Annotated in this window: 18 protein-coding genes; 8 read left to right on the top strand and 10 right to left on the bottom strand. The window is 59.2% G+C overall.

The features are described 5' to 3' along the window. Positions 1-265: 265 nt before the first annotated feature. On the bottom strand, positions 266-1,564 hold the full coding sequence (locus tag LJD29_RS16345; protein ID WP_446742623.1) for a GRP family sugar transporter: 1,299 nt from the start codon (positions 1,562-1,564) through the stop codon (positions 266-268). Positions 1,565-1,748: 184 nt separating this feature from the next. After that, positions 1,749-4,037, bottom strand: coding sequence for an Ig-like domain-containing domain (locus LJD29_RS16340; protein ID WP_446742622.1), 2,289 nt, complete (start codon positions 4,035-4,037; stop codon positions 1,749-1,751). Between the two features lie 371 nt (positions 4,038-4,408). On the opposite strand from LJD29_RS16340, the gene LJD29_RS16335 reads away from it, so the two are divergent. After that, the gene (locus LJD29_RS16335) at positions 4,409-5,353 is read left to right on the top strand and encodes a carbohydrate kinase family protein (protein WP_446742621.1); all 945 of its coding nucleotides are present in this window, start codon (positions 4,409-4,411) and stop codon (positions 5,351-5,353) included. Here LJD29_RS16335 and LJD29_RS16330 read toward each other — a convergent pair. Beyond that, the gene (locus tag LJD29_RS16330; protein ID WP_446742620.1) at positions 5,350-6,204 is read right to left on the bottom strand and encodes an SDR family oxidoreductase; all 855 of its coding nucleotides are present in this window, start codon (positions 6,202-6,204) and stop codon (positions 5,350-5,352) included. The two genes, LJD29_RS16335 and LJD29_RS16330, sit on opposite strands and share 4 nt — an antisense overlap. An 89-nt stretch (positions 6,205-6,293) precedes the next feature. On the opposite strand from LJD29_RS16330, the gene LJD29_RS16325 reads away from it, so the two are divergent. Together LJD29_RS16325 and LJD29_RS16320 are read left to right on the top strand one after the other, a co-directional pair. Beyond that, positions 6,294-6,689, top strand: a complete 396-nt coding sequence (locus tag LJD29_RS16325) for a winged helix-turn-helix transcriptional regulator (protein ID WP_446742619.1) — start codon at positions 6,294-6,296, stop codon at positions 6,687-6,689. Positions 6,690-6,763: 74 nt separating this feature from the next. After that, positions 6,764-7,126 (top strand): VOC family protein, encoded by a 363-nt coding sequence (locus LJD29_RS16320; RefSeq protein WP_446742618.1) that lies wholly within the window; start codon positions 6,764-6,766, stop codon positions 7,124-7,126. A 4-nt stretch (positions 7,127-7,130) separates the two neighbouring features. Here the strand turns inward: LJD29_RS16320 and LJD29_RS16315 are convergent, their stop codons facing one another. From LJD29_RS16315 to LJD29_RS16300, 4 genes are all read right to left on the bottom strand, one after another. Continuing rightward, entirely contained in the window at positions 7,131-9,527 is a 2,397-nt protein-coding gene (locus tag LJD29_RS16315; protein ID WP_446742617.1) for a glycosyl hydrolase family 95 catalytic domain-containing protein, read from the bottom strand. Between the two features lie 155 nt (positions 9,528-9,682). Next, positions 9,683-10,258: an elongation factor P gene (locus LJD29_RS16310; protein WP_446742616.1), complete on the bottom strand. Its 576-nt coding sequence runs from the start codon at positions 10,256-10,258 to the stop codon at positions 9,683-9,685. A 319-nt stretch (positions 10,259-10,577) separates the two neighbouring features. Beyond that, on the bottom strand, positions 10,578-11,789 hold the full coding sequence (locus tag LJD29_RS16305; RefSeq protein ID WP_446742615.1) for an endo-1,4-beta-xylanase: 1,212 nt from the start codon (positions 11,787-11,789) through the stop codon (positions 10,578-10,580). Between the two features lie 76 nt (positions 11,790-11,865). Next, on the bottom strand, positions 11,866-12,012 hold the full coding sequence (locus LJD29_RS16300; protein ID WP_446742614.1) for a hypothetical protein: 147 nt from the start codon (positions 12,010-12,012) through the stop codon (positions 11,866-11,868). Positions 12,013-12,218: 206 nt separating this feature from the next. Here LJD29_RS16300 and LJD29_RS16295 point away from each other — a divergent pair, with 206 nt between their 5' ends. Further along, positions 12,219-12,818 (top strand): putative DNA-mimic protein, encoded by a 600-nt coding sequence (locus LJD29_RS16295; protein ID WP_446742613.1) that lies wholly within the window; start codon positions 12,219-12,221, stop codon positions 12,816-12,818. 86 nt (positions 12,819-12,904) lie between these two features. Here the strand turns inward: LJD29_RS16295 and LJD29_RS16290 are convergent, their stop codons facing one another. Together LJD29_RS16290 and LJD29_RS16285 are read right to left on the bottom strand one after the other, a co-directional pair. Beyond that, on the bottom strand, positions 12,905-13,267 hold the full coding sequence (locus LJD29_RS16290; RefSeq protein WP_446742612.1) for an FtsB family cell division protein: 363 nt from the start codon (positions 13,265-13,267) through the stop codon (positions 12,905-12,907). An 83-nt stretch (positions 13,268-13,350) separates the two neighbouring features. Beyond that, positions 13,351-14,754, bottom strand: a complete 1,404-nt coding sequence (locus LJD29_RS16285) for a phosphoglucomutase/phosphomannomutase family protein (RefSeq protein WP_446742611.1) — start codon at positions 14,752-14,754, stop codon at positions 13,351-13,353. Between the two features lie 203 nt (positions 14,755-14,957). Between LJD29_RS16285 and cutA the strand changes: the two genes are divergently transcribed. Continuing rightward, positions 14,958-15,311, top strand: a complete 354-nt coding sequence (gene cutA / locus LJD29_RS16280) for a divalent-cation tolerance protein CutA (RefSeq protein WP_446742610.1) — start codon at positions 14,958-14,960, stop codon at positions 15,309-15,311. Positions 15,312-15,371: 60 nt separating this feature from the next. Here the strand turns inward: cutA and LJD29_RS16275 are convergent, their stop codons facing one another. Beyond that, entirely contained in the window at positions 15,372-16,265 is an 894-nt protein-coding gene (locus LJD29_RS16275) for an SDR family oxidoreductase (protein ID WP_446742609.1), read from the bottom strand. A 122-nt stretch (positions 16,266-16,387) separates the two neighbouring features. Here LJD29_RS16275 and LJD29_RS16270 point away from each other — a divergent pair, with 122 nt between their 5' ends. The 3 genes from LJD29_RS16270 to LJD29_RS16260 all read left to right on the top strand — a co-directional run bounded on the left by LJD29_RS16270 (position 16,388) and on the right by LJD29_RS16260 (position 20,971). Beyond that, the gene (locus LJD29_RS16270; RefSeq protein WP_446742608.1) at positions 16,388-17,419 is read left to right on the top strand and encodes an AraC family transcriptional regulator; all 1,032 of its coding nucleotides are present in this window, start codon (positions 16,388-16,390) and stop codon (positions 17,417-17,419) included. A 141-nt stretch (positions 17,420-17,560) separates the two neighbouring features. Further along, positions 17,561-19,069 carry an ATP-binding protein gene (locus tag LJD29_RS16265; RefSeq protein ID WP_446742607.1) on the top strand — a complete coding sequence of 503 codons (1,509 nt, stop codon included), beginning with the start codon at positions 17,561-17,563 and terminating at the stop codon, positions 19,067-19,069. 18 nt (positions 19,070-19,087) lie between these two features. Beyond that, positions 19,088-20,971: a M61 family metallopeptidase gene (locus LJD29_RS16260; protein WP_446742606.1), complete on the top strand. Its 1,884-nt coding sequence runs from the start codon at positions 19,088-19,090 to the stop codon at positions 20,969-20,971. The last annotated feature ends 167 nt before the right edge of the window (positions 20,972-21,138 follow it).

The following is a 21,138-nucleotide window of genomic DNA, read 5'->3' as shown; positions in this document are numbered from 1 at the left end:
TCACATCCGGCAAGTGTTTCCTGCACGGCCCAATTCGGATAACCCGTCTTCATCGACCCCGCCACAAAGCCGATGCCTAAACAGAAAAACTCCGCGGCGCATGAAACCAAAGCACCGCGGAGCCTTTCTCTCACCGGAAAAATGTGGTTCCGCCCCCCAAGGTTGTCATCCCGAACGAAGTGAGGGGACCGCACCTGGAATTCCAGCAGAGGAATGGCCCCTGCGGCCCGCTACATACAAGCAGTATCTGGCTTCAGCCGCCAAATTAACTGAACTTCGTATGCCGCCAAAGACTATACCCAGCCCCAACCAACGCAAAAAGCATCACCACGCCGAGCACCGCAAGCCAGCGCAGGTTCATGAAGATGGGAGGAGCCTTCGCATGCAGCCCCAGCCACAGAAAAACTCCCGTCGCCGCGGCCACGATCGCCACATCCCACCAGCGGCGCCGTTGGCTGCGATCCCCCGGCTCTTCTCCGCTCTGCGCCGCGAGAACCTCAAGATAGTTCAACCCGTACCTGTCGCATTCCCTCTCCAGCGTGGCGTTATTGGAGAGGTGCTCACGGGAAGACGCCACCGCCGTACTGATTGCCAGCGCGCCCAGGATCATCAGCACCGATCCGGACAGCACCAGCAGCTTGTGCCGAAAGTCCGCCGACGCCAACTCGCCGAAAACCAGCGCTCCCCAGGCAAGTCCCCACAACTGGTTGGTATTCGACAGCGGAATGCCGCGGCCAATGCCAAGATACTTCGTGGCAAACTGCTGGAACAGGTCGCCGATCACCCAGATAAAGCCGCCCAGGAACAGCCAGAACAGCAGTGCCTGGCTATGCGCAAACTGAAAGGCCGAGGAGTGCGTTCCGCCATCCAGGCAGAACGTCAACGCGAACATCGTGCCCAGCTCGCCGATCGTAAACACGGTCACAAACGACAGAGGATTCATGCCGCTGATATAAGCCTTGCGATACGGCACATACATCGTGCCCCACATCAGGCTCGCCCCAAACGCAGCGATGAGTCCCTTCACCGCGCGCGGCGACGTTCCCGGCATGGCAGATGTCCCATGGATTGTGCTGAAGCCCAGCATGATCGCAGCTCCCACGATCAGCACCGTGCCGGCAACGACCTTGAGAATATTCCTGGCGTTCGCGCCTTTCAGCTCATGGAACAGCAGCCTCGCCCACAGCAGGCCGATGAGTCCATTCGTGTTCCATAAAGGAAAGGCAGACGCCAACCCCACATCGCGAATGGCAAAAACGGTAAGAGTATTCGCAACCGCCCACAAGCCGCCCGCGAGAACCGCCCACACGATCAGGTGTTTCTTCGCCCTCAGGTCGGCAAACACGTAGGAGGTCCCCTTCAGCAGCGTGGGAAACGTCCAGCGCGCCGTGAAGACACCGGCCACCATGCACAACGAAATCGCAAAGGGAGACAGGCCCGCCGTCACCAGCTTCGTCGGAGCCTCCGCCGCGCCCAGCCACACACCTGCGGCAAGTCCGCAGATCACTCCCAGCGCGTGCAGCGAGAGGCCCGTTTTTTGTACCGGGGATACACTGCTTCCCATCGTTCGGTCCTTTTCTTCTAGATCTGCGGTCTAGTGCAGGACCACGAGCAACGCAATGCCAAAAACCAGAACAATGGCAGGAATCCAGAACTGTATATCGGTGAAGATCGCCTTCAATATATTTGATCGACTCATAGTGAAAAACGCAGGCTCAACCCACAAGTATAAAGCGGCGTCGTCCGGATTATCTTGGAGCCGCTCCACTGCTGGCAACCGCATTCCCCACCGAATGACCATAACTCGCCGAGAATGTTCCCGGAGCAGCCGCGAAAACAGCATAATCAATGCCGGCCACGCTTCGCTTCTGCCACTGCACCGCCGTCCCATTCAAAGAAACGGAAGCCAGGTCTCCCACAGCCGATTGCACAGGCAGCATCGCCTCGATACCGTTTCCTCCGATCCCCACTTCGATCGAAAAGGAGAGCCTGTTACCCAACCACGTCAGGTTCCGGAACCGCGAAGCATTCCGCCCATCCAGCCATTGCAGTAACTGTGCGGCCGTTATCACCGGCACATGATGCTTCTCGGCAGAGGCAAGAATGGCGTCCGCGCCTCGAGACTTCACCAGGTCGTTATGCATGTTAGCCGTGAGCACACCGAAGTATTCCTCGCTACCCAGCGCATTCCCGAGCAGCGTATCGACCGTGTACGGATAGCTCTGGCCTGACTCATCCGTCATCTGCGTCGTCGCCTGGTACACATCGATCAGCCTGCCGTCCTGCCGTGCGAAGCGCATCGGCATGGCCGATCCCGTAAAAAGCCCGGGCTTGTCTTTCACCCATTTCGGAGGCCAGTAATAGTAGTTCGTATCGAGGCGAATCTGGTGGCTCAGCTCCACCTGCGGCTGCGTGTCGTAGTCGCCCCAGGTGATGCAATCGGTTCGATTGCTCACCGGCGCCGGCACACCAGGATACTTCGCCGCAAAGCCCTGGAGCTGCTGGGTATAGAGCGCGTCCGCCGCCTCGCGAACCACCTGCCGTCTGTCAACGCCATCGCTGCCTCGAACCGTCTTCGTCGGCCAGTCGGTGCAGGCGGTAAAGACATGCAGGCCGATCTCGAAACCCTCTTTCGCAAAATACGCCGCTTCTTCGGTAGAGATCGATCCCACAAAAATGTTCGAGGTCGCGCGGATGCACTCCCAGTTCTCGAGCGAACAGCCGTCCGGGCTCTTACGCGCAAAGTGCCGAAAACGCCCGATCGTTCCTCCGTGCCCATGATCGTCGCCGGTCATAACGATCACCGCCTTCAGGCCTCGCGGCAGATACCAGAAATGTGGAAGCGGTTCCCTGCCTGCGCTCGAAAGAATCATCAGATTCGCCAGCAGCCTCTGCTGCATGTCAGCCTGCGGAATCGCAATCGTCTCCGTATCCACCCAGTCCGGTTGCGGATCCTTCTCGCTCGCGCCGTAAAACAGGTCATCGGATCGCACCGGCGCTATCCCATCCCGTTCCACGCCCGACCACTCCGGATTGCCCTGCCGCGTGTAGACGACCGACTTAGCCAGGTCATAGCTGAACACAATCGCCGTGCCGCTTCCCACGTGCAAAGAGCGAACCGCGGGATAAGGCGTTGCCGTCTTGCCATCTTTATAGAGCGTGGCGAGCACGGTAGCATCTTCCGACACAAACCGGTCGGCATCGCCATGAAACTGGATCGGCCGTTGCACAAGCCCCGAGCCCGCCGCAGCCTTCGCATCAATCTTCAAATAACCGCTGTGCTGAACAGGTCCATCGCTGTCCGAAGCCGCCAGGCTCAATCCAAGCGCCTCGGCAAGCTTCTGCGCAGGCCGCATCGTGATCAGCTTCCCACCGCCCCGCACCCAATCCATGAACATGCGAACGTGATCGTCATCAACAGGCATCTCGCCGAGCAGCACAATGTCATGCTGTGCAAGTTCAGCCGAAGAGACGTCGGCTAGATCCTTCACATCGAACTCATTCAATCCTTCGTTGCGAAGAATCTCCGCATAGTACTGGCTGAAACCGTTCGACCTGCTCGTGACAAGAAGGATCGGCCCACCCGGTCCCTCGGCCGGCGAACCCGCCGCCTCAATGCCGGTCGTGAAACGCCATCTCTTCTCCTCGACCAGCGGACGATTGTAACGGTCAAGGATGCCTTTCCTGACCGCCACTTCGTAAGTTGAGCCCTGCTGTAGCGCGGACGCCGGCAACAGACGCGCCGTATGTGTCGAATCGTCGTAAGTGACGCTGCCTGGAACCGCCGCGCCATGCTCATCCTGCAACGCCAGGGTAGCCGGAAGAATCGTCCTGGCCGACATGGACTTATTGAAGGTCAGTCTGACCGGCACTCTCAGATCGACACCTACGTCGCCCGCATGAGGATAAACACTCTCTATTCGTGGATGGATGACGAAGTCGCGAACAAGCCGCACACCGCCATAGACACAAACTGCCGCTGCAAGGGCGAGGGTAAGCACAAAAAAGGCACGTCTGGCTCTGGCGGCAAAACTCACAGGTCACTCCTTGTAGATAGGAGCCGCGAATCGTGCACAGAGCGGCCGGCCATCGGCAAACACCGCCGACAGGTTGAGATGAAAGGTGAGGTTATTCCAGATCAGAATGCAAAGCAATCACGACCGCAAACATGTGATCGGAACAAGACAACGCGACTTAAATTTTGCTTTTGTGAAATTTCAGGGCACAACAAATTGCTGCTATGCGCATGGAAGCAGCTACATGATCAGAAGATGGGCGTCGGATCGATCCCGCCTGCAGGTTCGCGTGAAAGCAAATCGCAACGCCAGCAAGCTCGAGGCCGCAGGCGATTCAGAGCGCTATCTGCCCCGCTTACATCAAACCTCCCCAGCGATTAGCATGGACAGTGATGTCTAAGCAGCTTTCTGTCACTAAAGTCGATCTGGTCGGTGTCGGTCTTAACGCAACGGATACCGTAATTCCCCTCGAAACGTTCCCCACCCTCGGCTCCAAGACGGAGTACAGCGAACGCAGCGTTCTACTTGGCGGCGAGATCTCGACCGCTGTCATCGCCTGCCGCCGCTGGGGGCTGCGCACCCGTTACATCGGCCGCCTCGGCGACGACTACGCGGCGCGCCTTCACCGCGCCGCCTTCGACGACGTCGGCGTCGAGACCCACATCGTCACCGTCGACGACGCATCCAGTCCTCAGTCGCTCATTCTCGTCGATGGCTCAGGCGAACGCACCGTTCTCTGCCATCGCGACGCCCGCCTCACCCTGCAGCCCGAGGACATGAAGCGCGAATGGATCACCTCCGCCCGCGCACTGCTCGTTGACGGATACCACACCACGGCCGCCATCACCGCCGCCAACTGGGCCCGCGAAGCAGGTATACCGGTCATCGCCGACCTCGACGTCATACGCCCCGGCATCAACGAGCTGCTGCCACTCGTGGACTACGCCCTCGCCAGCCGGGAATTTCCAACAGCCTTGACCGGGGAGCCTGACCTGAAGAAAGCCCTGGCCATGCTCCACGACCAGTTCCGCTGCCGCCTGGCCGGCGTTACGCTCGGCCTCGACGGCATCCTCGCCTGGGACGGCAAGTTGTCCATCCAGCGCCCTGCCTATCGGGTCTCGACCGTTGACACCACGGGAGCCGGCGATCTCTTCCATGCCGGCTTCGTCTATGGACACCTGCAGGGCTGGCCCATCGAGCGTCAGCTCGACTATGCCTGCGCCGCCGCCGCACTCAACTGCACCCGCGCCGGAGCGCGCGGCCGTATCGGCACCGTCGATGAGATCACACGCCTCATGACCAGCAACAAGCGATACGGCCTCACCGACGCAGGTTAAGCCAGCGCTTTCAATGCTTCACCCACGGCGTCGCGCAGCGAGGCCGTGGGCCTGCCGATCAGCCTGCTAAGCGTGTGGGAATCATCGTCCAGCGCGCCGCCTCTCGCCTTGTCCTCTGCATCTGCGATCATGTGGGCCACGGCAGGAGGCAACAGTCCGGCAAGAATCTTCTCGTACTCGGCCTCGGGGAGATCGTGATACCCAATCGCCTTCCCCACTTGCCTGCCGGCTTCAGCAGCAAGTTCCGCCCGCTTGTAGGGTTCATCCCCGCCAAGCTCGTAGACCGTGTTCTCATGTCCCTCGCCTGAGAGGACGACTGCCGCAGCCTCGGCATAATCGGCACGCGTCGCCGCTGCGAACCTTCCCTCACCAGAAGCGCCAATAAACACGCCATGCTCGAGTGAGGGAGCGATTGCCGCAGTCTGGTTCTCGTAATACCACCCATTGCGAAGCATCGAGAAAGCCAGCCCGCTCGCACGAAGATATTCCTCGGTCGCCAGGTGCTCCTTGGCCAGATCCAAAGGAGACGTATCCGCATGCAGGATGCTGGTATAGGCGACGAAGCGGACTCCCGCAGCCTTCGCCGCATCGATCACCGCCTTATGCTGCGCCACGCGGTCACCGAGCTCGCTGCTCGAAATCAGCAGCAGCTTACTGGCTCCCGCAAAAGCCGATTTCAACGATGCCGGGTCGTTGTAGTCCGCCTTCCGCACCTCGACACCACGCCCTGCAAGATCCTTCGCCTTCTCCGGTGTACGAACCGCGGCCACAATTTCTTTCGACCCTTTCCTGAGCAGGTTCTCGACCACCAACCTCCCAAGCAGCCCTGTGGCTCCTGTCACAACAATCATCTCTTCCTCCCCGGCAATAGCCGACTGAGGTAATGCTAGCGGTACGGGCTTACTTTTCGTAAGTACGTACCTTGAGGTAAGCTCTATTCATGCCATGGCCAAAGAGCACCAAGACAATCCGCATTACCAGGGGAAACCTCTTCGCCGCAGATTGCCCAACACGCGAAATTCTCGACCACGTGACCTCGCGGTGGGGCTCTCTCGTGATCGTACTGCTGCTCGAACAGACCTACCGCTTCAGCGAACTGGCCTACCGCATCGGTGGAGTCAGCGAAAAGATGCTCGCACAAACACTCCGCACCCTCGAAGAGGATGGCTTCGTTCTACGAAAGGTGCATGAAACCAAGCCGCCCAAGGTTGAATACAGCCTGTCACCCTTCGGCCGGGAGCTGGGCGAGCGCATGCAGGTGCTTACCTCATTCGTCGAGCAGAACGTCGATCGCGCCATGAAGAATCGCGCAAAAGCCCGGCTGAAGTCAGCCTGAAACAACTGTTGCGTATCCTGCGCGAGAGTGTGTTAATAGACAGCGCAGGCGTTTTCGCAGAAGGGAGAGCCCCTTTGGACGCAAGCAGGAAAACAACTTCCATCGGATATCCCGTTCCCGAGTTACCCGTCGCTGACGTGGAACGAGCGCAACGGCACTACAGGGACGCGCTGCGCTTCGAGATCGGCTGGTTGTATCCAGGCAAGGAAATCGGTGCCGTCCTGCGCGGAGAGGTAGCCATCTTTCTCCGCAAGACAAAGCAGCCCTTCGCCCCGGCCATTCACTGGATCTTCGCTAAAGACATTGAGGCGACATACCGGGAGATGCAATCGTCTGGCGCCCGCATCGTCGATCCCCTCCAGACAAAGCCCTGGGGGTTACGCCAGTTCACCGTGAGCGATCTCGACGGAAACCTCTTCTACTTCCACCATGGCTGATCGATTAATGAAACAGACCGATCGTCCGCGTACCCAGCTTCTTCGCCGATGTCGCGGGCGTTCCCGTAACCTCGGCAAATGCAGGCGGGCCGCTCTCGGCGCCGGCGCGAAGCAGATACGATGAGCCTTCCTTCACTCCAATCGTGATCACTGCTTCGGAACCCTTCTTGACCACCTGCCCGCTCGCTGCATCCGTCACCGTCACAACCTGCCCAGGCCACGGATTGCGCACCTTCACATCACTCGTGTGCACCGCGTCGAGCCCCAGCGTTACCAGCCTGCCATCGCGCACCTGCACATGCACGCGATTGCCATGCCGCACGGTGACCGTGCCATCGGCAGCCCAGTCCTTCGGCCATGCCGGCAGCACGCGAATCAGCCCGTCATAGTCCTGCACCAGCCCGCTCTGCAGCGCATCTGCGACCACACCGATCTGCTCGGCATAAAACTCGGGGAACTCCGTCAGCTGCGCAAAGCCCGAGGGGTAATACTGGTAGCGCTCCGTGATCTGCTCAAGCGTCAGCTTCATCTGGTCGGCAAGCCCAAGACGTGCCGCCTGCACCGGGTCCGCGCTCCAGTCCGCCTCCGACTTATTCGGCCTCTGCATGAACGTCTCTACGCCGAGGGCATGCATAGGTCCTGCATCGCCGATTAATCCATAAGGCCACACCGGCTCAAGCCCAAGGTTTTCGCTGTTATGCACGATCGCGCCCGGCGTATATGAGTTCGCCACAATCGCCTTCGGATTGCTGCGTTCCGCACCATGCAACAGCACCTTCGTGCCCGGCAATTGCTCCGGAATCTCCGGCAGTGCGGAGATCGCCGCGCGCGCCTGCTTCGTCACATCGTCCTCAACACCCAGTGCCTTCGCGGCTTCCAGCAGAACCGGAAACAGCGCATGCATCGCCGAAACATCCGTCGTCGGGCTCTTCACATCCCAGTTCGACTCATGCGCATTCGAAGGATACGTGTAAAGCGTGCCGTCAGGATTACGCCGTGCATACGCCAGCAGAAACCGCGCCGATTCGCGCATCAGCGGATAATGCGACTCCAGGAAACTCAGGTCGTCGGTGTACAGATACTGCTGCCAAACCCACAGCGCCACCTCCGCGCCGGTCGAAATGGTACGGGCATTGTAGTAAGGCTGCCCGTCCTCGGTGCAGTTGATGCCTGCGGCCTTCAACCATGTTTCATTCTCATAGCCAGGACCGTTGAAGCGCATCGTCTCCGGCACGCACAGCCCCCTGCGGCCTCCCATGTGTTCGCGCGTCCACTTCGCCACCGCATCCATGTTGTCGTTGTAGAGATTGAAGTATGGCTCGTTGAAGCTCGCCAACCCGGCGCCAAAATTCGCCGAGACCTGCATACGCAGGTTCCAGTGCCAATAGGCCGACGGTCCCCAGTGATGATTGTCGCCAAATGGATTGAATAGATCCGCCGCACCCGCCTGCGAACCGGGAAAGCGATCGCGGCTCTCAGCGGCCATCGTAAACAGATCGATTGTGCGCAGGTTCTCGAAGTATTCCGCCTCGCCATTCTGCGACGACAGCCGAATCAACGAAGCAGATTTCCAGAAATCATGCCACCAGGTGCGATGCTCCCCCGCCGTCAGGCCAGAGGCCTGACGAAACAGCTCCGCCGCCGCACCCAGCGCATCCCCGCCACGCCACTCAGGAGAAGCGATCATTACGCGATACGATCCATCCGTCTTCGCATGAAAGCTCAGCTTCACCGACAGCGCATCGCTCGCAACCTTCAGGTCCCTCGCATCCGCAGTAATCGCCGAGAGCGAGCCGAACGTCAGCCCCGAAGCGCCCATCTCGTTCGTATCGCGCCACGTCTCGGCAAGCGCTCCGGCGGTTGCCGAAACCAATACGTGCGGCTCTCGCCCCGGCCACAGCTTCAACTCCGCCGTCTGCGCCTCACCCGGCGAAACACCGCTTACCTCGATCACAGCCGTGTCACAGGAGTCATCCACATAAGTCGTTGCGGTAATGCCTCCGCCACTCTCGACCAGTTCCCCGTTGTAGAGATCGAGCTGCGCCTTATAGTCACTCGCCTCAGTCATGCGCCGCAAACCCGGCACGACGACATGTCCCGGCGAAACACGGAACGGCCAGGTATCCTCGCGATTCAACTGCAGCGTCAATCCATCGGCAGACCAGACACCCAGGCCGAGTCGTCCATTGCCCAGCGGCATCGCTTCGGAAGGCAGAAGGTTTGGCCGCGCCAGCACGATATTCGAGCGGCGTACCACGCCCGGCACATCCACCTCGAAATGCCCATTTTTCCAGGCAGAGGTCGCGCCGCTATTCTGTGCATACAGGAATGACGAAGGCAGGACGGCCAGCCCGACAAGGGCCAGCCTCGAAAAACAACGCAGGGAAAAGATCGTGGGCAAGCGTTCTCCCGGGCAAAAGCGATATTTTGCGAGCGAAACTTGCGTCTTACCCACAAACACGCCCAAGTTAACGACGCTGCCCATAACCTGTCAAGCAGAAGCAGGCCGCCTCAGCGCGGACAGCGATACAGCTGACCGAAACACCGCTGCCGTTATTAAGCTCTTCCAGCAAAATCCCGAGTCTCAGTCGAAACCTTGACCTTCTCACCGACCTTCATAAACAGCGGCACGCGAATCTCAAGGCCCGTCTCGAGCTTCGCAGGCTTGGCCGAGCTGCCGCTCGAAGAGTCGCCCCGCGTAGCTGGTTCCGTCTCGACCACATCCAGCTCCACAAACTGCGGAAGCGTCAACCCGATCGGATTGCCGTTGTACTTATGCAGCTGGAGCATCGCGCCTTCCACCAGGAAGTCGAGCGCGTTGCCGACCATTCCCTCGGTCAACGTCAGCGTCTCAAAGCTCTCCTGGTCGAGAAAATGCGAGCCATCGCCATCGCTGTAGAGATAAGAGGCCGGAACGGTCACCATGTCCGGTTCCTTGAACTTTTCGCCGGCCTTGAACGTTTTCTCGAAGACCGCATTGGTAAGCATGTTGCGCATCTTCAAACGCACCAGCGTCTGCGCGCCACGCGCCGAAGGCGAGCTCACATCCGCATCCATGCAGTAGTAAGGAGCATTCTCAAACTCAAACAACATCTTGCGCTTAATCTCAATCGCTTCCAGCAGTGACGCCATAACATCCTCGATACAGGTTTTTCTCAGTATATTCGCCACGTTCCCAGCCCGAAACCACCCCGGCTCATCCGCATCGCGTCACGCAGCAAAGCGGCCATCACCCGCTGAATAATCGAAAGCCATTCCGCGTAATAAAAAAGGCTTTGCCATTCCAAGCAAAACGAGACACCCATACCTGGTAACGCCGAACCAGCCAAGAAAAAGGGTGCCCCATCCAAGCTCCGCTTGGGTGGGAAGAACGAACCCAAACACGTAAGGCCGCGCTTTAGCCCTGCCAATCATCAAGCAGCCAAAAACGGCTTCAGCCCCCGCAACCCCATCACTGCCGCATCAGCTTCGGAGCAGCCCCCTTAGGCGTAAAAGGAGCATACGGATCGGCATCCGGAGAGCTCTTCACCGGAGCACCCTCCTTACCGGCACGGCTATCCAACGCATCCCGCATCGCAAAATAAGCCGGAGCAGGCTGGTAATCCGAGTCGAACGGCAGCGGACGCTGCGGCTTTCCGTCCGGCCGCAGATGCTTCTGGTCGCTGTTGAGCCACGTGTAGCGATCAGTGATGCCCCATGTCAGCACCGCCGTCACGTTCGGCTCCGCCAGCATCATGGTCAGATAGTCCTTGTACAGCTCCGCAACTCCCGCATCGCGCTCTGCTACCGAGCCCTCGAGCTTCTGCTCATTCACATCCATCTCGGTGACAAATACCTGCAGCCCCATGCGCCCAAGTTCACGCACGAAGTCGCGCAGCCCCGCTCCCGGCTTATCGCCCGCGGCAAGATGGCTCTGCACGCCCACCGCGTCAATCGGAACCCGCCGCGCCACCAGCCGCCGCACCAGCATCAGCACCTGAGCGCGCTTCTCCGTCTGGTCCGGGGCGTCCGTTTCAATTCCGTAATCGTTATAGGTCAACAGCGCATTCGGATCCGCCTGCTTCGCAGCCTGAAATGCGATCTCGAGATATCCAGGCCCAAGGAACTCCAGCCAGGGAGACTTACGGAGCCCGTCTGCCCGTCCGCTGTGAATGTCGATGGCCTCGTTCACCACATCCCACGAGTGCAGCTTGCCTGCGTAGCGCCCGGCAACGGTCTGGATATGCTCGGTCAGAAACCGGCGCGCATTGTCTGCATTCACCGTCGACTCGAACCACGAAGGCAGCGCCTCATGCCAGCAGAGATTATGCCCGCGCAGCTTCTGTCCATGGCCTTCGGCAAACATCAGGATCTCGTCAGCAGCGCGAAAATCGAAGCGATCCGCCGCCGGACGCAGCGCCTGCCACTTCATCGCATTCTCAGGCACAAGAATGTTCGATTGCGCCGCAACCGTCGCAGCATAATCCGTCTCGCCGTCAAGGTGTTCAGGAACCACCGCGCAACCCACCAGCAACCCGCGCGCCTCGGCATGCGCGCGCAGCGAGCGCTCGCCAGTCACATCCGTCAGGCTGGGAGCAGCCGCCTTGTGCTTCTTCTCCGCAAAGCCCTGCAACGAACAAGCCGCTGCCGCCGCAGACACCTGTAAGAAACGCCGCCGATTCATGAAAAAGATTCTCTCAGGAATCGGCAACACTGCCTACATTTCCTCGGCTTCGCAGAAACGGCCCACAACAGGAATACTAAGACTCGCGCCCGGCAGCAGAATACTTCTCCACCTCGCCGGTCCAGCGCAGAAACCGCAGCAGTTGCGACTTCTCGCGCCACACAAAACGAAGCATATCCCCGCGAGTAATCTGCTCAGCCTTCATGCCCGAATAGGTTTCCATCCGCCACCTGATGTACTCGCTCTTCCAGGGCCGAAGGCGATGACCACGGGTGGCATTCCAAAGAAACCGTAAAGGCGCAAGCATAAGGAAAGTATAGGCCAGCCCAGCCAAGAAAAAGGGTGCCCCACCCAAGCAACGCTTGGGTGGGAACAACGAACACAAGCACCTAGCCTCTACTTCATTCCGTGTTGTGGCAAAATTACCGCATGTCGACTGGCTTTTTCATGGGCATTAAAAGCTCATACACTGAGGATGCTCAAGAAGCTGCATCAGTGTTTTTAGAGGCCATCAACACTGCGCTGAAAGAGAATGGCCTGGCATTACTTGCGGATCCTGACAATCCTCCAGATGTTTATGAAGGTCATCTCTTCGGTCGTTCCGAACTCGACCACCATTCATCGCGTGTTCTAGCAAATCTCGGCGCCCTTGCTTGCTCCTCAAGATACTGCCCAAACCTGGCTCTCATCCGCGATAATCCGTTTCGAGTCGCGTTCCTGCCTATCGACTTTTCGATACCACTCGGTACCGGCTACTTCGAACAAATTGGCGGGGAGCGTATTCAAATATGGATCGGTTCTCTGCCGCAATTGCAAAGCGAATTGAATGCTTGTGCCATTGACCTGGGAATTGAGCTCAACCAGGAGCAACTATCTGACGAAGTGGCCACAGCGATCAACCAGTTCCAACCGCTCTATGTTGGTGACACGGCTGCATTAGCCGAGGATGAGCGTACGGCTTGGCTGGCTCTGTACGAAGGCACGCGACTAGCGATGAACCACAAAGTCGCTCTCAGCTTGGCAGGATAAAGAGAAACAACGCTGAGCCGGCAACTATAGAAATTGTTGAGCGACCTCGCTTGCCAATTCGACACCAGCCAACAAAAAACGCCGGCCTACTTGGCCGGCGTTTTGTCATTCAGGGTATAAATCACTTCCCCGGGCCGTGCGTAGTGCAGCCTGTCCCGGGCCTCGCGCTCGATCGCGTCGGGATCATTTTTCAAATGCTCGACGTGGGTCTGGAGGCGTTCGTTTTCGTCCTTCAGTTCCCCTATCCGCTTCTGCAGATCGCGGTCTTCTACGCGCTTCTGCTCGTAGATGGTGAGGCCATTGCGGCCGAACATCACGTGATACCCGAAAAAGACGGCGAGCACCACCGCAAGCGCGGTCGCGATTTTGCGTCGGCCGTTGTACAGGTACTCGGCCGGACGCATCTTCTCCGCTTGCTTGGGTGTCGGAAACTTCAGCTCGTCGCTCACTGCTCGAAAAACCTCAATTACTAATGATCGGCGCGAATCTTTCCTTTTCCAAGAGGCTCAGAAAAAACTCGCGCCGGGGGTATCTATTCGAGCACCCACTTCTTCGCCGCTTCGCTTAGCGCATCGGCGTCGGAGTGCTTACGGGCCTCGGTATACACGCGGACAACCGGCTCCGTACCGCTCAGGCGATAGCAGACCCACGAGCCGTCCTCGAGCACCAGCTTCAGCCCGTCGGTGCGAACAATCTGCGAAACCTTGCGTCCGCTCAGCTCCTTAGGATCGGTCTTCACCTTCTCGACGAAGCTTTCCTTTACCTCGGGCGTCAGGCGCAGGTTTTCGCGGTTCGGGTAGAACTCGCCCACGCGCGTAAACAGCTCCTTCAGCTGCTGGCCAAGGCTCTTGCCGCGCACCGCGACCATCTCCGTCACCAGCAGGCCGGCAATCACGCCGTCCTTCTCCGGAACATGCCCGCGAATCGTCAATCCGGCCGACTCTTCGCCGCCGATAACGATCTTGTCCTGAATAATCAGCTCACCGATGTACTTGAAGCCCACCGGCGTCTCGAAGAGCGGAATCTTGTAGTGGTCGGCCAGTGCGTTGATGAGGTTGGTCGTCGCCACGGACTTAGCCACGCCGTTCTTCCAGCCGCGCGTCTCCACCAGGTAGTCGAAGAGCAGCGCAATAATGTAGTTCGGCTGGATGAACGTGCCGTCCTCGTCGACAATACCGAAGCGGTCCGCATCGCCATCGGTCGCAATGCCGATCTTCGCGCCAAACTTCTTCATCTCGGCTTTGCAGTCGGCCAGCAGGTGGTCGTCCGGCTCAGGGGCGTGCCCGCCAAACAACACATCGCGGTAGTCGTGAACCGTCGCGACCTCAACGCCGTGCTCGCGCAGGATATGGCAGCTGTAGCCACGCGCCGCGCCCCAAAAAGGATCGAACACAACCTTGATGCCCGACTTCTTGATCGCCTTGAAGTCCACCAGCTCGTTCAGGCGGGCAAGATAATCCGGCTTCACGTCGATCTCTTCAAACTTCTCCTTCGGCTCCGCAGGCACCGGAACCGGCGTATCGCCCAGCGCGGCAATCAGCGCCTCGACCTGCTTGGTGGTTTCCGGCAGCGCAGGCGCGCCGTCCGGAGTGGAAAACTTGATGCCGTTGTACTCCGGCGGATTGTGCGAGGCCGTGAAGTTAATGCCGCCGCTCGCCTTCGTCTGGCGAATGGCGTAAGCGATCGCCGGGGTCGGCGCGGCATGCGGAATCACCACCGGCGTCACGCCGTGGGCCGCCAGCACCTTCGCGGCTTCAGCGACGAAGCTCTCGCCCAGGAAGCGCGGATCGCGCCCGACAAGAACCTTATGTGAGCCCGGCTGCGAAGCCACATACTTTGCAATACCGGTTACAGCCCTGCGAATGTTGGGAACGGTAAACTCATCGGCGACAATCGCCCGCCAGCCCGAAGTTCCAAACTTGATCTCAACCGCCATCGAATGACTCCTTACAGGTTTTCTCTGCCAAAGGTGATGCTCTAAGCCGCCTGGCAAGCGACACTGAAAACTCTTACGCAAGTAAGATGCCGTCAGCGTCAGATCCAGAAATTAAAATGCTGAAAGCGCAAGGGATAGGATGCTTATTTTAAAGCGCAGGAACGTTTTGTCATCTTAAACTCTGATCAAATGAATTGCGAAAGATGATGAGCGAAATCGGCAAATCCCCACGAATCGTCCTATCCACCGCAGGCACCCGTGAAGAAGCGGAGAAGATCGCCCGCGCGCTGGTCGAAAACCACCTCGCCGCCTGCGTCAACCTCGTCTCCGGACTCACCTCCATCTACCGGTGGAAGGGCGGCATCGAGAAGGCCGAAGAAACACTCCTGCTGATCAAAACGGTCGAAGGCAAACTTCCCGAGCTCGAATCGACGCTCCACGCGCTGCATTCCTACGACGTGCCCGAGTTCCTGGTACTGCCGGTCGAAGGCGGGAGCGATGCCTACCTCCGCTGGCTGCTCTCATCCGTAGGAGCGATCAGCGAGGAACACGCGTGAGCATCTGAAAAATAAAACGGCCGCCTGTGCATCCAGGCGGCCATTCCGCGAAACGATCCCTTATCGCGCGTAGTCCATATTCTTCAGGTCGGTAAGAATGCTCGGCCCAGCCGGCTCCCAGCCCAGTTCCTCGCGTGTGATCGCGCTGGATGCCGGAAGATCCGCACTCGCCAGGTGAGCCATCCAGCCGAAGTGTGCCGGGGCTTCTTCCGGAGTGATCGAAACCACCGGCAACTTCAACCCGGCGCCAAGAACCTCGCAGATAGCCTTCGTCGAAACGCCCTCTTCCCCAACCGCGTGATATCTGCCTCCAGGCTTGCCCTTTTCGAGCACCAGCCGGTACAGCCGGGCAACATCGCTCACCGCGCCTGCCGGCCAGCGATTTTTCCCTTCGCCGATGTACGCCACCACGCCTTTCTCGCGGAAACCCGGGATAATGTAGCTCACCAGGCCCTGTTTCTTCGTGTCATGCACCTGCGGCAGACGCACCACCATCGCGCGGCATCCACGCTCCGCGATCGTCAGTGTTGCCTCCTCCGAGGCAGCGCGCGGAAACACCTCGGACGAAACCGGGGCATCGTTCTCGGTCGCCGCTGCCCCATTTGCGCCTTGAATCAACCCCGTGCCCGAGGTCACGATCAACGGCCGGCCGGATCCTGCCAGCACTTCGCCGAGAGTCTCAATCAAGCGGCGATCGGTCTCACAGTTTTCCGCGAACTTCGAGAAGTCATGGTTGAATGCCAGGTGAATCACCGCGTCTGCCCTCTCCGCACCGGCCTTTATGCTGTCAAGATCGTAAATATCTCCACGATGCACCTCGACTCCTGCCTGATCGAGCGACGCAGCGCCGGCATCGGAGCGGGTAAGTCCCACAACCGTGTGCCCCGCGCCCACCAGTTCCGGAATCAGTGCTGTGCCGATAAAACCGGTCGCGCCGGTTAAAAATACTCGCATCTCAATCTCCTTCATCCTTCGCAGTCTGTGAAACCTTTCTGCTGCTTCAAACAATAGGCCGCCGCGGAAATAGCTTCTATGCTTCAGAATCCGGATTACCTTGGCCATCGTCCAATAGGCCGATGGATCCTCTTTCCTCAGTCCTGTCCCTTCTCAAGCTGCGCAGCTACACCTCGGGCGGCTTCGACATCGGTGGCGACTTTTCGATCGAATTCAAGCACTACGACGGCATCAAGTGCTACGTCCTTGTCTCTGGCGAGTGCTGGCTTGAAGTCGAAGGCATACCCAACCCCATGCGCATCGTTGCCGGCGACTGCTTCATGCTCTTCTCCGGAACGAAGTTCCGTCTTGCGTCCGATCTTTCGCTGCCACCAGTCGATGCCTTAAGCCTCTTCCGGCCTCCGCTGGATGGCGCCATTGCAACCATCAACGGAGGCGGCACCAGCTTCGGACTCGGCGGTCACTTCGCGCTCTCCGGTGATTCCAGCATCCTGCTGAACGGCATGCCGCCTGTCATCCACTTATCCGGGCAACAGGAGCGCGCCGCCATGCGCTGGTCGCTCGAGAAGATGATGGAGGAGCTGCGCAATCCCCAGCCCGGCGGATCACTGGTCGTCGAGCACCTCGCGCAGATGATGCTGGTGCAGGCCCTGCGCCTCCATCTCGCCGAGGCCCCGCGTGGAGGCACGGGCTGGTTTCTCGCTCTTGCCGACCAGCAGATCAGCGCAGCCATCGCCGCCATCCACAGCGAACCGGCCCGCCGCTGGACGCTCCAGCAACTGGCCGAGCGCGCGAACATGTCCCGCTCCGCCTTCGCTTTCCGCTTCAAGGAGATCGTCGGCGTATCTCCCATGGACTACCTCACCCGTTGGCGCATGCTGGTCGCGGCCGACCGGCTGGCAAACTCCGGAGACACCATCTCCGCTATTTCCCTGTCTCTCGGTTACGAATCCGAAAGCGCCTTCAGTACCGCTTTCAAGCGCGTGATGGGCCTCTCGCCTCGCCTCTACGGACAACGCCGCACGACCCTAGGAATACCCTGCGGGCGTGAATCGGATTCCTCGCAATTCCCCTTGGTTGCCAGCGCGGAAGAGGATAAACTTGCAGCACCTTCGCCTCTGATTCAAAAGACATTGTCGACTTTCCGCATCTAATTCCTTGGCTGCGACTTCGGCGTCACTCCGAAGATTTGGCAGCAGGATCAGAATCCGCAGGTTGCGGCAGGAGAGTCGTTGGTGGGGACCGAGGTATTGAGAGTACGAGGAGAAGGTGGCACAGCAGACCTCGTGCGCACAATGGACTGGTCCGGGACGCCCCTCGGTGCGATCGAAGACTGGCCGCCCATCCTTCTGAATACCGTCAATATGATTCTGAATGCCCCGCTCCCCATGCAGATCTTCTGGGGCCCCGAGTTCATTTGTATCTATAACGATGCGATGGTCCCCGCTCTAAGCATCAAGCATCCCCTGTCCCTCGGCCAGCCGGCGGAAACAGTCTGGAGCGAGGCATGGGAGGTGATCGGGCCGCAAATCAGGGCGGTCGCGGAACAAGGCAGCATCATCCGCGAGATTGACTTCCGTCTGCCTCTGCTCAAGAACGGAAAACTCGAAGAGCATTACTGGACGTACAGCTACAGCCCGCTCATCGATCATGAAGGCGCAATCTTAGGTGTGCTCGACGTAGCCCAGGACACCACCTCGACCGTGCTCGCGCGCGTGGCCGAGGCCTCCCATCGCCAGAGCGAGGAGCTGCTGCGCGCCTTCACCAGCGCCACCAGCGACGTGTTCTACCGCATGAGCGCTGACTGGAAGCTGATGTATCAGCTCGAAGGCCGCAACTTCCTCAGCAATACCGAAATACCCGATCCGGACTGGCTGAAGAAATATATTCACCCGGAAGACCAGCCTCGCGTGCTCGCCGCAATCAAACAGGCTATCGACCAGAAGGGTCTCTTCGAGTTCGAGCATCGCGTGCTGCGGGCCGACGGAAGCCTCGGCTGGACATTCTCGCGCGCTATCCCCATCCTCGACGACTTCGGAGACATCACCGGCTGGTTTGGTGCTGCCACCGATACCTCGGCGCATAAGCAGGTGGAGTCCGCACTGCGCCAGACCGAGAAGCTGGTCGCGGTAGGCAAGCTGGCCAGCACCATAGCCCACGAGATCAACAATCCTCTCGAGTCGGTGACGAACCTGCTCTATCTCTCGAAGCTCGCCACGCAGGACCCCTCCGTAATCGGATACCTCGACACCGCCGAGATCGAACTGCGCCGTATCGCCGTAATCGCCAACCAGACGCTGCGCTTTCACAAGCAGCTTTCGACACCCGTTGCGGTCAATCCTCGCGACGTCTTCGAAGACTCCGCCCGCATCTACCAGGGACGCCTGCACAACGCCTACATCCGAGTGCGTACGCGCTACCGCGAAACCGCACCGGTCACCTGCCTCGACGGAGAGATCCGCCAGGTCGTCAACAATCTCATCGGTAACTCCATCGATGCGATGAAGGGCGGAGGCTCCCTCTATCTCCGCGCCTGCGAAGCCACTGACCGGATCACCGGCCGCCGCGGCGTTCGCCTCACCGTAGCCGATACAGGCACAGGCATCGAGCGGCTTACCCTTCGCCAGATCTTTCAGCCCTTTTTCACGACCAAAGGCATCAACGGTACGGGCCTCGGCCTTTGGATCAGCCACGAAATCGTCGAGCGCCATCGCGGCAGGCTGCGGGTGAAAAGCTCAGTCAGCCGGAGCCGGTCCGGCACCGTCTTCACCCTGTTTCTTCCCTTCGAAACTCGGGCCTCCTGAATATAAGATGGGCTCATCGTGAGAGCCCTGACCACCAGCCGTCTTCTTCTCTGCGCCCTGTCCGCCCTCGCCGCCATGGCGCTGTCCGCCTCCGCGGAGTCATCGCCGACCGTTGCCTATCGCTTCTCGTTTCCCGATGCCGTACATCACGTCATGCAGGTCGAGGCGACCTTCGAGCATCTGCCGCCGCGTCCTCTGGAAGTGCAGATGAGCCGGTCATCGCCGGGGCGTTACGCCGCCTTCGAGTTCGCCTCGAACGTATTCGAAGAAAAGTTCACTGACGGTGACAAAAAGCCGCTGCAGGTATCGCGCCCCGATCCAAGGTCATGGACTGTGGCCGGGCATCACGGCACCGTGCATGTAACCTATCGCCTCTTCGGAGACAAGGTCGATGGAACCTTCTTCGCAATCGACACCACGCATGCACACATCAACTTTCCCGCAACAGTGATGTGGGCCCACGGCCTCGACGACAGCCCCGTACGCATCACCTTCGCGCTGCCGCCGGGCAGCGACTGGAAGATTGCAACGCAGCTCTATCCCACCACGGACGCCAGCACCTTCACCGCGCCCAACCTTCAGTACCTGATGGACAGCCCAGCCGAGCTGAGCCACTTCGCCATGAGCACCTTCCAGGTCCCGGCAATCGCCGCAGGTGGAAAGGCGCAGACCATCCGCGTCGTCGCACACTCACAGGCAACCGACGCCGAGTTCAACGACTATGTAGCCGGAGCACACAAGCTCGTCCTCGAAGAACAGGCCGTCTTCGGAGAGTTGCCCGACTATGAGCCCGGCTACTATACCTTTCTCGCCGATGCGCTGCCCTGGGACGGTGGCGACGGCATGGAACACCGCAACAGCACGGTGATGACCGGGCACAAGCTTTCGCTCTCCACCGTGGCGCATGAGTTCTTTCATAACTGGAATGTCGAACGTATCCGTCCTGAAGGCCTCGAACCCTTCAACTTCCGCGACGTAAACATGTCCGGCGAAATGTTCATCGCTGAAGGCTTCACCCAGTACTACGGCAATCTCGCCATGCTTCGCAGCGGCATTACCACGCAGCCGGACGGAATGAATGGATTCGCACACGACCTCAGCTACGTACTCGATACGCCGGGCAGCAGCTACCGCTCTGCCATGGATATGAGCCGCCTCGCGCCCTTCGTCGATGGCAGCAGCGACCTGTTTCCCACTTACTGGAACAACGACTTCGTCTCCTATTACATCTACGGCGAAGTCATTGCGCTCGGACTCGACCTGGAACTGCGCGCGCGCTCGAACTCACGCATAACGCTCGATGACTTCATGCGCGCCATGTGGCGCAGCTACGGCAAGCCCGGCGGACCCGCTCCCGGGCTGGTTGGCCATCCGTACAACATCGCCGATGTGCAGAAGCAGCTGGCCGCCGTCTCCGGCGACCCGCAATTCGCAGCGGACTTCGTTCACCGCTACATAGAAGGCACCGAAAAGCTGAACTACGCGGGACTGTTTCTCAAGGCAGGATTTGTACTGCGCAGACTCTCTTCTCCAGCAAGCCTCGGCGATATTCGACTGGAAAAAAGCGAACACGGAGTACGCGTAACCCGGTCAACTATGATTGGTTCTCCAGCATATGAAGCAGGACTCGATCTTGACGACGAACTTATCTCGGTCGCAGGCACACCTATCCCGACACCTGACGTTCTATTGAAAGCACTTGCTTCACACCAGGTTGGCGATAAGGTGGAACTTGTCTTCCTGCGCCGCGGTCAGCAGGTAAAGGCATTAGCTACCCTAACAACTACTCCCGGATTCGAACTTATTCCCATAGAGTCCACCGGAGGCACATTGACGGCAAACCAGAAGCAATTTCGCGATGCCTGGCTGGGTAGTAAAGTAAAGATAAAGGCCCACAGCTAGACGGTTACCATTGGCATGCATAGAAGTCACCTGCAACTACGGGGCTGCTCTGTTCGTCTTCTCGTACATCCTCCCTTTCGAAACTAGACTCGAAAGCAGCGGTATGTTCCGAAATGAACTAATAAGCCAAACTAATTTCAAGTCATCAACTAGAAAATGGAAAGCTA

The sequence above is a fragment of the Silvibacterium acidisoli genome (assembly GCA_022870745.1).
Classification (GTDB): domain Bacteria; phylum Acidobacteriota; class Terriglobia; order Terriglobales; family Acidobacteriaceae; genus Silvibacterium.
Note: the sequence above shows the minus strand (reverse complement) of the source record. Positions and strands in the feature narration are given on the sequence as shown.

What these genes read in the sequence shown, in the direction of transcription:
- LJD29_RS16345 (WP_446742623.1), bottom strand. Translation starts at nt 1,564, where the DNA reads ATGGGAAGCAGTGTATCCCCGGTACAAAAAACGGGCCTCTCGCTGCAC.
- LJD29_RS16335 (WP_446742621.1), top strand. Translation starts at nt 4,409, where the DNA reads ATGTCTAAGCAGCTTTCTGTCACTAAAGTCGATCTGGTCGGTGTCGGT.
- LJD29_RS16330 (WP_446742620.1), bottom strand. Translation starts at nt 6,204, where the DNA reads ATGATTGTTGTGACAGGAGCCACAGGGCTGCTTGGGAGGTTGGTGGTC.
- LJD29_RS16325 (WP_446742619.1), top strand. Translation starts at nt 6,294, where the DNA reads ATGCCATGGCCAAAGAGCACCAAGACAATCCGCATTACCAGGGGAAAC.
- LJD29_RS16310 (WP_446742616.1), bottom strand. Translation starts at nt 10,258, where the DNA reads ATGGCGTCACTGCTGGAAGCGATTGAGATTAAGCGCAAGATGTTGTTT.
- LJD29_RS16305 (WP_446742615.1), bottom strand. Translation starts at nt 11,789, where the DNA reads ATGAATCGGCGGCGTTTCTTACAGGTGTCTGCGGCGGCAGCGGCTTGT.
- LJD29_RS16300 (WP_446742614.1), bottom strand. Translation starts at nt 12,012, where the DNA reads ATGGAAACCTATTCGGGCATGAAGGCTGAGCAGATTACTCGCGGGGAT.
- LJD29_RS16295 (WP_446742613.1), top strand. Translation starts at nt 12,219, where the DNA reads ATGTCGACTGGCTTTTTCATGGGCATTAAAAGCTCATACACTGAGGAT.
- LJD29_RS16285 (WP_446742611.1), bottom strand. Translation starts at nt 14,754, where the DNA reads ATGGCGGTTGAGATCAAGTTTGGAACTTCGGGCTGGCGGGCGATTGTC.
- cutA (WP_446742610.1), top strand. Translation starts at nt 14,958, where the DNA reads ATGATGAGCGAAATCGGCAAATCCCCACGAATCGTCCTATCCACCGCA.
- LJD29_RS16275 (WP_446742609.1), bottom strand. Translation starts at nt 16,265, where the DNA reads ATGCGAGTATTTTTAACCGGCGCGACCGGTTTTATCGGCACAGCACTG.
- LJD29_RS16270 (WP_446742608.1), top strand. Translation starts at nt 16,388, where the DNA reads ATGGATCCTCTTTCCTCAGTCCTGTCCCTTCTCAAGCTGCGCAGCTAC.
- LJD29_RS16265 (WP_446742607.1), top strand. Translation starts at nt 17,561, where the DNA reads ATGGACTGGTCCGGGACGCCCCTCGGTGCGATCGAAGACTGGCCGCCC.